The sequence below is a fragment of the Streptomyces sp. NPDC127117 genome (genome assembly GCF_042677325.1).
GTDB lineage: Bacteria > Actinomycetota > Actinomycetes > Streptomycetales > Streptomycetaceae > Streptomyces.
This window is the reverse complement of the sequence record NZ_JBHXTM010000009.1, coordinates 181556-192676: the sequence shown is the minus strand read 5'-3', so window position 1 is coordinate 192676 and position 11121 is coordinate 181556. Positions and strand designations below refer to the sequence as shown.

At 70.7% G+C, this 11121-nt stretch carries 7 protein-coding genes; 5 read left to right on the top strand and 2 right to left on the bottom strand.

Annotated features, from left to right (window positions below; translation table 11 throughout):
• Positions 1–311: 311 nt before the first annotated feature.
• A complete protein-coding gene (gene ileS / locus ACFVH0_RS11415) occupies positions 312–3461 on the bottom strand; it encodes an isoleucine--tRNA ligase (protein ID WP_385819343.1) in 3150 nt (1049 codons plus the stop codon).
• A 540-nt stretch (positions 3462–4001) separates the two neighbouring features.
• On the opposite strand from ileS, the gene ACFVH0_RS11410 reads away from it, so the two are divergent.
• Genes ACFVH0_RS11410 through ACFVH0_RS11395 form a run of 4 tightly spaced genes read left to right on the top strand, consistent with a single transcriptional unit; the run spans position 4002 to position 6940 of the window.
• A complete protein-coding gene (locus ACFVH0_RS11410) occupies positions 4002–4835 on the top strand; it encodes a TraR/DksA family transcriptional regulator (RefSeq protein WP_385819342.1) in 834 nt (277 codons plus the stop codon).
• Positions 4836–4893: 58 nt separating this feature from the next.
• Positions 4894–5496 (top strand): signal peptidase II, encoded by a 603-nt coding sequence (gene lspA / locus ACFVH0_RS11405; RefSeq protein WP_385819341.1) that lies wholly within the window; start codon positions 4894–4896, stop codon positions 5494–5496.
• Between the two features lie 23 nt (positions 5497–5519).
• Positions 5520–6461, top strand: coding sequence for an RluA family pseudouridine synthase (locus ACFVH0_RS11400; RefSeq protein ID WP_329199513.1), 942 nt, complete (start codon positions 5520–5522; stop codon positions 6459–6461).
• Positions 6458–6940 (top strand): GNAT family N-acetyltransferase, encoded by a 483-nt coding sequence (locus ACFVH0_RS11395; RefSeq protein ID WP_385819340.1) that lies wholly within the window; start codon positions 6458–6460, stop codon positions 6938–6940. The genes ACFVH0_RS11400 and ACFVH0_RS11395 overlap by 4 nt, the downstream gene beginning before the upstream one ends.
• Positions 6941–6960: 20 nt before the next feature.
• Here the strand turns inward: ACFVH0_RS11395 and ACFVH0_RS11390 are convergent, their stop codons facing one another.
• Positions 6961–9276: a glycoside hydrolase family 95-like protein gene (locus ACFVH0_RS11390; RefSeq protein ID WP_385819339.1), complete on the bottom strand. Its 2316-nt coding sequence runs from the start codon at positions 9274–9276 to the stop codon at positions 6961–6963.
• Between the two features lie 240 nt (positions 9277–9516).
• Here ACFVH0_RS11390 and ACFVH0_RS11385 point away from each other — a divergent pair, with 240 nt between their 5' ends.
• Complete coding sequence (locus ACFVH0_RS11385) at positions 9517–11103, top strand: Na+/H+ antiporter (RefSeq protein ID WP_385819338.1); 1587 nt, start codon at positions 9517–9519, stop codon at positions 11101–11103.
• Positions 11104–11121 lie beyond the last annotated feature (18 nt).

Genomic DNA, 11121 nt, shown 5'->3' with positions numbered 1-11121 from the left:
TACATGCTAATGACGCAATACGACATGGCACTTTGTCTCGTGGGTTCGGAGTTGTTTTTAAGCGCCCGGGGCGGGGCCCGGGGTATTCCCGGGGGCCCGGCCCTTTTGCCGTGTGCGGCGGTGCCGGGTCGCCCCACGGGGCTGTTCCCCTGCCCGCCCCTTCCCGAAGCCGGGGCTCTGTCCCGGACCCCGCTCCTCAAGCGCCGGAGGGGACGGAAGCGACGCCGGGAGGCCGGAGAGCAAAAGGAGGGCCCGGCCGGACTGGTGTCCGGCCGGGCCCTCCCCCTGTCGCGGGTTACTGCTCCGTCTTGTTACTGCTCCGTCTTGCGGAGGCGGAACGTCAGGGCCAGGCCCTCGTCCTCGAACGGCTCGCCGTACGCGGGGTCGGCCTCGCCCTGGGCGTAGTCCAGGGCCAGGACCTCGTCCGCGATCAGGGCCGCGTGCTCGGTCAGGGCCTCCACCGTGGCGGGCGAGGCCGACGTCCAGCGGACGGCGATGCGGTCGGCGACGTCCAGGCCACTGTTCTTGCGGGCCTCCTGGATGAGACGGATCGCGTCACGGGCGAGGCCCGCGCGCCGCAGCTCCGGGGTGATCTCCAGGTCCAGGGCGACCGTCGCGCCCGAGTCGGACGCCACCGACCAGCCCTCGCGCGGGGTCTCGGTGATGATCACCTCGTCCGGGGAGAGGGTGACCGTCTCGCCGTCGACCTCGACCGAGGCCGTGCCCTCGCGCAGGGCCAGCGAGAGGGCCGCCGCGTCGGCGTTCGCGACCGCCTTGGCCACCGCCTGTACGCCCTTGCCGAACCGCTTGCCGAGCGCCCGGAAGTTCGCCTTCGCGGTCGTGTCGACCAGCGAGCCGCCGACCTCCGAGAGCGAGGCCAGCGAGGAGACGTTCAGCTCCTCCGTGATCTGGGCGTGCAGCTCGGGGGAGAGCGTGTCGAAGCCGGACGCCGCGACCAGGGCCCGGGACAGCGGCTGACGGGTCTTCACACCGGACTCGGCACGGGTGGCCCGGCCCAGCTCGACCAGGCGGCGGACCAGCGCCATCTGTGTGGAGAGGGTGGGGTCGATCGCCGCCAGGTCCGCCTTCGGCCAGGTGGAGAGGTGCACCGACTCGGGGGCGCCCGGCGTGACCGGGACGACCAGGTCCTGCCAGACCCGCTCGGTGATGAACGGGGTGAGCGGGGCCATCAGCCGGGTCACCGTCTCGACGACCTCGTGCAGGGTGCGCAGCGCCGCCTTGTCGCCCTGCCAGAAGCGGCGGCGCGAACGGCGCACGTACCAGTTGGACAGGTCGTCGACGAAGGCGGACAGCAGCTTGCCGGCGCGCTGGGTGTCGTAACCCTCCAAGGCCTGCGTGACCTGGTCCACCAGCGCGTTCAGCTCGCTCAGCAGCCAGCGGTCCAGGACCGTGCGGTCCGCCGGGGCCGGGTCGGCCGCGGACGGCGCCCAGTTGGACGTACGGGCGTACAGGGCCTGGAAGGCGACCGTGTTCCAGTACGTGAGGAGCGTCTTGCGGACGACCTCCTGGATGGTGCCGTGACCGACGCGCCGCGCCGCCCACGGGGAGCCGCCGGCCGCCATGAACCAGCGGACCGCGTCGGCGCCGTGCTGATCCATGAGCGGGATCGGTTCGAGGGTGTTGCCCAGGTGCTTGGACATCTTGCGGCCGTCCTCGGCGAGGATGTGGCCGAGGCAGACCACGTTCTCGTAGGACGACTTGTCGAAGACCAGGGTGCCGACCGCCATCAGCGTGTAGAACCAGCCGCGGGTCTGGTCGATGGCCTCCGAGATGAACTGCGCCGGGTAGCAGCTCTCGAAGAGCTCCTTGTTCTTGTACGGGTAGCCCCACTGCGCGAACGGCATCGAGCCCGAGTCGTACCAGGCGTCGATGACCTCGGGGACGCGGTACGCCTCCAGCTGGCAGTTCTCGTGCGTGCAGGTGAACGTGATCTCGTCGATGAACGGGCGGTGCGGGTCGAGGCCCGAGAGGTCGGTGCCGGCCAGCTCGCCGAGCTCGGTGCGGGAGCCCACGCAGGTCAGGTGGCCGTCCTCGCAGCGCCAGATCGGCAGCGGGGTGCCCCAGTAGCGGTTGCGGGACAGCGCCCAGTCGACGTTGTTGTTCAGCCAGTCGCCGAAGCGGCCGTTCTTGACGGAGTCCGGGAACCAGTTGGTCTTCTCGTTCTCCTGGAGCAGCCGGTCCTTGATGGCGGTCGTGCGGATGTACCAGGACGGCTGCGCGTAGTAGAGCAGCGCGGTGTGGCAGCGCCAGCAGTGCGGGTAGCTGTGCTCGTACGGGACGTGCCGGAAGAGCTTGCCGCGGGCGGCCAGGTCCTCGGTGAGCGCCTCGTCGGCCTTCTTGAAGAAGACCCCGCCGACCAGCGGCAGGCCCTCCTCGAAGGTGCCGTCCGGGCGGACCGGGTTCACGACCGGCAGGCCGTACGCCTTGCAGACCAGGAGGTCGTCGGCGCCGAAGGCGGGGGACTGGTGGACCAGACCCGTACCGTCCTCGGTCGTCACGTACTCGGCATTGACGACGTAGTGCGCCTCGGCCGGGAAGTCGACGAGGGTGAAGGGGCGCTCGTAGGCCCAGCGCTCCATCTCGCGGCCGGTGAAGCTCTCGCCGGTGGTCTCCCAGCCCTCGCCCAGCGCCTTCTCGACCAGCGGCTGCGCGACGACGAGCTTCTCCTCGCCGTCGGTCGCGACGACATAGGTGACGTCGGGGTGCGCGGCGACGGCGGTGTTGGAGACCAGGGTCCAGGGAGTGGTCGTCCAGATGAGCAGGGAGGCTTCGCCGGCCAGCGGGCCGGAGGTGAGGGGGAAGCGGACGAAGACCGACGGGTCGACGACCGTCTCGTACCCCTGCGCCAGCTCGTGGTCGGAGAGGCCGGTTCCGCAGCGGGGGCACCAGGGGGCGACACGGTGGTCCTGGACCAGCAGGCCCTTGCCGAAGATCTCCTTCAGCGACCACCAGACCGACTCGACGTACTCGGGATCCATCGTGCGGTACGCGTCGTCGAGGTCGACCCAGTAGCCCATGCGGGTCGTGAGGTCGGTGAACGCGTCGGTGTGGCGGGTCACGGACTCACGGCACTTGGCGTTGAACTCGGCGATGCCGTACGCCTCGATGTCCTTCTTGCCGTTGAAGCCCAGCTCCTTCTCGACCGCGAGCTCGACCGGCAGCCCGTGGCAGTCCCAGCCGGCCTTGCGGCCGACGTGGTAGCCCTGCATGGTCCGGAAGCGGGGGAAGACGTCCTTGAAGACGCGGGCCTCGATGTGGTGGGCGCCGGGCATGCCGTTGGCGGTGGGCGGGCCCTCGTAGAAGACCCACTCGGGGCGTCCCTCGGACTGTTCGAGGCTCTTGGCGAAGACCTTGCTGTCGCGCCAGAAATCGAGCACGGCGTGCTCCAGCGCGGGCAGGTCGACCTGGGCGGGTACCTGGTGGTACTGCGGCGATGTCATGGGCGGACTTCCTCCGGCGGACGTTTTCCACTTCCGTCGGAGGGACGAGGGCCTCATCGGCTCCCGCGGTACCACCCTCCTTGGCCCCGGGTGTGCGCCCGTGGCCCCCTCATTGGGGCGCGATGCCGGTTCTACTCGCCTGGCGGCTTTCTTCCGACGGCTCCGGGTGATCTTCACGACGCGCTCGCCCCCGGGCTTCCACCGTCCCCGGGTCGCTCCTGGCTGCGTACGACGCTACTCGTCCCATCCACGCCTCTCGCTGAGGCCAGTGTACGGGCCCGTACGGGGGACGGCCGACCGGTTTAACCCGGAGGACGGGGCGTGACCCGAATGGCCAGACGGGGCTGCGCGGAGTCCGGGCGGGCGGTCCGGGGACGGATTACCCGGCCGTGAGCTGGGCACAACGGATGCAGGCAGGTCCGGATCCGGACGCGGGGAGGAGCGATTCGGCGGCGTCCCCCGTTGCCGCGCGGCTGGGGTCGATTTATCGTCCCAGAACGATTCGCGTGCAAGATCACAATATGTGAAGGGGCCGCGGCCATGGTGGCGAAGAAGACCGCCGCAAAGAAGACGGCGTCGGCCGGATCCACGGGCGCGGCGGCCGTGGAGACGGGTGGCGACGCCGGCATGGAGACCGTCCCGGAGGCCGGTGCGACGAAGGCCGCGGTGAAGAAGGCCGCCGCGAAGAAGATCGCGGCGGGGAAAACCGCCGCGGGGAGAACGGCGTCCAAGAAGGCAGCGGCCGTCGAGCAGGCGGATGCCGGGCACGGGGCGCCGCTCAAGAAGGCACCTGCGAAGAAGAGCGCAGCCAAGAAGGCGTCGAAGAAGGCCGCCGACGCGGCCGAGGGGGCGGCCGAGGCCGCCGGGAAGACGGGAGCCCACACGGTGGTAGCCAAGAAGAGCACTGCCCGGACCCGCACGGCCGGCACGGGCGCGGCGCCCGTGCCCCCGGCCCGTGGGGCCGCCGCGACAGCCCCCGGCGAGCTGGCGGTCCGGCCGGGCGAGGACCCCTGGACCCCGGAGGAGGTCGCCGAGGCGCGGGCCGAGCTGAGCAGCGAGACCCTGCGGCTGCGCAGTGAGCTGGAGGCCGCGAGCGCCGCGCTCGCCGGGCTGATGCGCGACTCCGGCGACGGCGCGGGTGACGACGAGGCGGACACCGGCACCAAGAACATCACCCGCGAGCACGAGATGTCGCTCGCAGCCAACGCCCAGGAGATGCTGGAGCAGACCGAGCGGGCGCTGGCCCGGCTCGACGCCGGGACGTACGGACTGTGCGAGATCTGCGGCAATCCGATCGGCAAGGCGCGGATGCAGGCGTTCCCGCGCGCCACGCTCTGTGTCGAGGACAAGCAGAAGCAGGAGCGACGCGGCTGATCCCCGGCGGTGTGTCGTACCCTCGTCCTCAGTCAGGAACCTAGGTTGAGGGATTCACGTGGCAGAGGCGGAGCGCATCATCGGTACGCCGGACATCCCCGATGCTGAGGGGACCGAAGGGGACGAGGCCGCGGACCGGGCCGGGGGACAGGTCGATGAGGCCACCCCGAGCAGGGGCAAGCGCAAGATCATGGTGCTCTTCGCCGTGGCCGTGTTCGCCTACCTCATCGACCTGAGCAGCAAGATGCTCGTGGTCGCGAAGCTGGAGCACCACGAGCCGATCGAGCTCATCGGTGACTGGCTCCAGCTCAGCGCGATCCGCAACGCCGGTGCCGCGTTCGGTATCGGTGAGGCGTTCACCATCATCTTCACGTTCATCGCGGCGACCGTCATCGTGGTGATCGCGCGGCTCGCGCGCAAGCTCTACAGCCTGCCGTGGGCCATCGCGCTCGGCCTGCTGCTCGGCGGTGCGCTCGGCAACCTCACCGACCGGATCTTCCGCGCCCCCGGCACCTTCCAGGGCGCGGTGGTGGACTTCATCGCCCCTGCTCACTTCGCCGTTTTCAACCTCGCGGACTCCGCGATCGTCTGCGGCGGCATCCTCATCGTGATCCTTTCCTTCAAGGGCCTGGACCCCGACGGCACCGTGCACAAGGACTAGTGCCGGCAAGGCATACTCGACAGGTGAGTACGTATCCCGAGGTCCGAACCCTGCCCGTACCCGACGGTCTGGAGGGCGAGCGTGTCGACGCCGCCATCTCCCGGATGTTCGGTTTCTCCCGCACCAAGGCCGCCGAGCTGGCGGCCGCCGGGAAGGTGCAGGTGGACGGTTCGGTGGTCGGGAAGTCCGAGCGGGTCCGGGGCGGGGCCTGGCTGGAAGTGGAGATGCCGCAGGCGCCCGCTCCGGTGCAGATCGTCGCCGAGCCCGTCGAGGGCATGGAGATCGTGCACGACGACGACGACATCGTCGTGATCGTGAAGCCGGTCGGCGTCGCCGCCCATCCGAGCCCCGGCTGGACCGGCACGACCGTCATCGGCGGTCTCGCCGCCGCCGGGTACCGGATCTCGACGTCCGGCGCCGCCGAGCGCCAGGGCATCGTCCACCGCCTCGACGTCGGCACCTCCGGCCTGATGGTCGTCGCCAAGTCCGAGCGGGCCTACACCCTGCTGAAGGCGCAGTTCCGCGACCGGGTCGTGGAGAAGAAGTACAACGCGCTGGTGCAGGGCCACCCGGACCCGATGAGCGGCACCATCGACGCCCCCATCGGGCGCCACCCCAACCACGACTACAAGTGGGCCGTCACGGCCGAGGGCAAGCCCTCCGTGACGCACTACGACCTCATCGAGGCCTACCGCTCCGCCAGCCTCCTGGACATCAAGCTGGAGACGGGCCGTACGCACCAGATCCGGGTGCACATGTCCGCCCACCGCCACCCCTGCGTCGGTGACCTCACCTACGGCGCCGACCCGACGATGGCCAAGCGCCTCGGCCTGACCCGGCAGTGGCTGCACGCCGTCCGGCTCGGCTTCGAGCACCCGTCCGACGGCAGCTGGGTGGAGTTCACCAGCGGCTACCCGGACGACCTCCAGCAGGCCCTGGACAAGATCGCGGCTGAGAGCGAATGACCGGCAGGCCCGCCCCGTACACCACGCGCACCGTCGTCGACGAGCAGGACCTCGCGGCCTGCTTCCTGGTCCGCAAGGCCGTCTTCGTCGGTGAGCAGAACGTGCCCGAGGAGATCGAGTACGACGAGCTCGACGCGGTCGCCCTGCACGTCGTCGCCGTCGCGGCGGACGGCTCGGCGCTGGGCACCGGGCGGCTGCTGCACGGTCCGGCGGCCGTCGGCCGGACCGGCGGCGACCCGGCCGTCGGATCGCTCGGCAGGCTCGCGGTGACCAGGGAGGCACGCGGCCTCGGGGTCGGCGCCGCGCTGGTCCGGGCCATCGAGGACGCGGCCCGGGACCTCGGTCTGGACGCCGTCGACCTGCACGCCCAGACCCATGCGCTCGGCTTCTACGAACGCCTCGGCTATGTCGCGTACGGCCCCGAGTTCCCGGACGCGGGCATCCCCCACCGGGCGATGCGCCGCACCCTGCGGGACTGAGGACCGGGAGTCCGCCGGTTCTAGCCGGGCAGGCCCCAGCGGGTCCAGGCGCCGTTCGACGGCACATCGCGCGGGACCGTCCGCGGGCGGGGAGCGCCGTGCGGAGTGATCACCGCCGTGGAGCCGCGCGGCAGGGCGAGCGTGATCCGGCCCGGCCCGGTCTCCCGCCAGCGCAGGGGGCGGCCGTGCGCGTCCCGTACCTCGATCCGGCCCTTGACCGAGTGGTCCAGGGTCAGCGGTGCGCCCGCCTCGCTGTGCACCCGTACCCAGCGCGTGGCACCGCCCGAGCGGTCCGCGTCCACCAGGAAGGCGCCCTGGGTGCGCAGCGACGCGATCGAGGCGTCCGCCCAGCGCTCCGAGACGGACGGGAAGACCTTCACCACCCCCTCGTGGCTCTGCACCACCATGTCGAGCATCGACTGGGCGGCGGACAGCGGGCTCTCCAGAGCGAGGTTCCTGCCCTCCCGGTACATCGTGTTGACCGTCATCGCGCAGTCCGCGACCACGTTCAGACCGGTGAAGAAGGTCAGGAAGTCGAGGGCCTTCTCCGGCTCGTCCATCACCGAGTACATGGACGAGGCGGTGGCGTAGCTGTAGCCGTGCCACAGCTGCTGCATGGAGACCCAGTGGTCCATGGAGCGCCGCATCACCTCGCGGTCCTGGGCCCGGTCCCAGCTCCGTTCGCGCAGCGGGTACAGCCACAGCAGGTGCGAGTGGTGCCGGTGCGAGTCGGCCAGCGGGACGTCCTTGCCGATCATGACGCCGGCCGCCGGGTCCTCGGCGTACGGGGTGAGGCGCCGCTCGATGTCCTGCCAGCGCTTCAGCCTCGGATCGCCGTTGCGCAGCAGTTTCGCCGACGCGATCAGGGTGCGCACTCCCCAGCGGACGAGCGAGAGGTCGTAGGTGCAGTCCGCGGCGTTGGCGTACTCGGGTGAGCGGGTCTCCAGCAGGTGCAGTCCGCCGTCCGGGCCCTCGTGCAGGAAGTGCGCGTAGAAGTTGATGGCCTTCGCGAGGATCGGGTACACCACGTCGCGCAGCACCGACAGGTCCATGGAGTGCCGGTAGGACTGCCAGACGTTGTGCAGGGCCCAGGTGAGATTGCCGAAGTTGTCGGAGACGTGGGACGAGCCGGGGGCACCGACGTCGTAGGTGTCGCCCGCGCGCAGCTGCCAGTCGGAGGGGTGGCCCAGCGCGTAGCTCTCGCCGTCGCGGAAGTCGGCCGGGACGGAGGTCGGGAGGTTGTGCTCGAAGCGGCGGAACGCGCCCGTCACCGAGTCGAGTTCGGGGTGGTTGGAACCGTGGATCGGGGCCATGCCGATCTGGACGTTGAGGTTCCACCAGACCGCGGTCCAGTTGTTGCCGACCTCGGGGAACCAGGGGCCCCATTCGGAGATCGTCGGGCCGTCGGCCCTGGTCGACGCGGCGAGCTTGTAGAGCTGGATGAGGTAGAAGCTCTGCAGCCGCTTGTCCGGCACGGAGAGGAAGCTGCGCCGGTAGTACGTGTGCCACCAGCGGCGGTGACGGTCCACCAGCCGGTCCGGTTCGGTGGCGAGGGTGCGGTCCACGGCCCGCAGCGCGTCGGCCGTCACCTCGGACACCCGGCCGGGGAAGCGGTACACGAGGTGCGCGGCGAGCAGCCGGCCGGTTCCCTCGCGTCGCTCGCGCCAGGCCGTGGTCCAGCCGCCGCCGGCCAGCAGCGGCTGCTCGACGAAGCCGTCTCCGGTGCGGGGGTCCGGATTGGGCGTGTAGTCCTCGGGCCTGCCGCTGGTACGGGTGGTGGCGGCCCGCAGCCACTGGAAGCTCCAGGCCGCGGACTCCTCGCCGGGGGTGGGGCGGGTGGAGACCAGCAGGGCGCCGGTGTCGTTGTGGACCAGGGCGGCGAAGGCCAGCGAGCCCCGGGTGGTGGTGACGGTGCCGTGCAGCTCGGCGTCGTACAGGTCCAGCGTCCAGTCGACGGCGGTGATCTCCCCGGCGAGGGTCAGGGTGAAGTACCCGATGGGCAGGCGGGAGAAGCCGATGCCGCCGCGCCACTGGCCGCGCTGGTCCTGCACCTGGCTGTGACTGATCATCAGTTTCAGGGTGCCTGGGGACGTTCCCGCGTAGAGCTGCGCGCCCAGGCGGCCGTTGGCCAGGAACGGGGCCTCCTGCCAGCCGGTGGGGAGCGTGTGCCAGGTCATGGCGGCGTCGCGGACGGTCTTCTCGTGGATGCCTATTTCCGGATGCTCCGTCGGTGCGGGACCGGCCGCCGCCCACGCGGTGCGGGAGCCGGCCAGCCAGAGCGCGGATGTTCCGGCAGCGGCGGCGGAGACGAAATGCCTTCGGGAGAACGCGGTCACGGGGTCTCTCCTGCCAGTCATGTACGTGGTGAGAGTTCTTGTCCTTGAATCACGCACGCCGCATACTGCCCGCCCCGAGGAGGCAGCGGAAGAGGTTCGACCGCAGATACATCGGATGAATGCTGGTCCAGGGGGGCGGGGATCAGGGGTGTTGTCCGGATTGCGGGCCCTGCGTGGCAGGCTTTGACCCCAGATCCGCCGATCACGGAGATCGGCGCACCGAACTCCGGAAGGCACCCCGTGGACCAAATGGCACTGCTCCTCCTGCTGTTGCTCGGGGCTGTGGTCACGGTGCCACTGGGGGAGCGTCTCGGGTTGCCCGCGCCGGTGCTGATGACGCTCGCCGGGGTCGGCATGGCCTTCCTCAGCTTCGTGCCGAACGTGGACATCCCACCCGAGATCATCCTTCCGGCGCTGCTGCCGCCGCTGCTCTACGCCTCCGTGCAGCGAACCTCCTGGCGGCAGTTCGCCGCCAATAAACGACCGATCTTTCTGCTGGCCGTGGCGCTGGTCTTCGTCACTACGGCAGCGGTCGCCGCGGTCGCCAACGCGATCGTCCCCGGGCTGCCCATCGCCGCGGCCGTGGCGCTCGGCGCGCTCGTCGCCCCGCCCGACCCGGTCGCGGCCACGGCCGTCGCCGGCTCGGTCGGGCTGCCGCGCAGGCTCGTCTCCATCCTGGAGGGCGAGGGCCTGTTCAACGACGTGACCGCGATCGTGCTGTACCACGTGGCGATCGCCGCCGCGGTGAGCGGGAGCTTCTCGCTGCCGGAGGCCTTCGGGCTGCTGATCCTCTCCGCGGTGGTGGCCGTGGTGGTGGGTCTGGTGCTCGGCTGGCTGACCATCAAGCTCATGGGGCTGCTCGGTGACGCCACGCTCCAGGTCGGCCTCACCCTGCTGGTGCCGTTCGTGAGTTACGTGCTCGCGGAGGAGCTGATGGGCTCGGGCGTCCTCGCCGTCCTGACCACCGCGCTCTTCCTCGCCGAGCACACCGCCGACGCCGACGACGTCCTCGGCCGGCTCACCGGCCGGACCTTCTGGGAGATCGTCGACACGCTGGTCACCGGGGTCGCCTTCGGGCTGATCGGCCTCGAACTGCACAACGTCTTCGGCACGGCGGACGGGCGCGAACTCCGGATGCTGGGCTGGGGACTCGCCGTGGTCGTGGTCGTCGTCGGTGTGCGGCTGCTGTATCTGCTGCCGGCCACCTGGCTCGCCAAGCGGCTGCACACCCGGCGCGACGTCAGCGAGGAGATCCCCACCAGCTGGCGGGAGACCGTCGTCATGTGGTGGGCCGGGATGCGCGGTGTGGCCTCGGTCGCGCTGGCGCTGGCGATCCCGCTGGAGACGGACGACGGGAAGCCGTTCCCGGGCCGCGACGAGATCGTCTTCATCGCCTTCGCGGTGATCATGGCCACGCTCGTCGTCCAGGGGCTCACCCTGCCGTGGCTGGTCCGCAAGCTCCGGGTCAGGGCGGACACGGACGCCGAGGAGGTACTGGAGAAGGAGCTCGCGATCCGCGCCGCGAAGGCCGCGAAGCAGCGCCTCAAGGAGATCCAGGAGGTCGAGGAGTTCCCGGACGAGGTCACCGAGCGGCTCCAGCGGCTGGCGTACGACGTGGGGGCGCGGATCAGTCCCGACATGGTCGACGACGAGCGCCGCGAGGCGTACGCGAAGCGCGCCGAGCGCTTCAAGGCGGTCAGCCGGGTCCAGCGCGAGATGATGTCGGCCGCCCGCCACGCGGTGTTGTCGGCCCGCAACGAGGCCGGGGCGGACCCGGAGATCGTCGACCGGGTACTGCGACAACTGGACGTCCGAAGCCTGCGGTGAAGCGGTGACCGGCCTGGC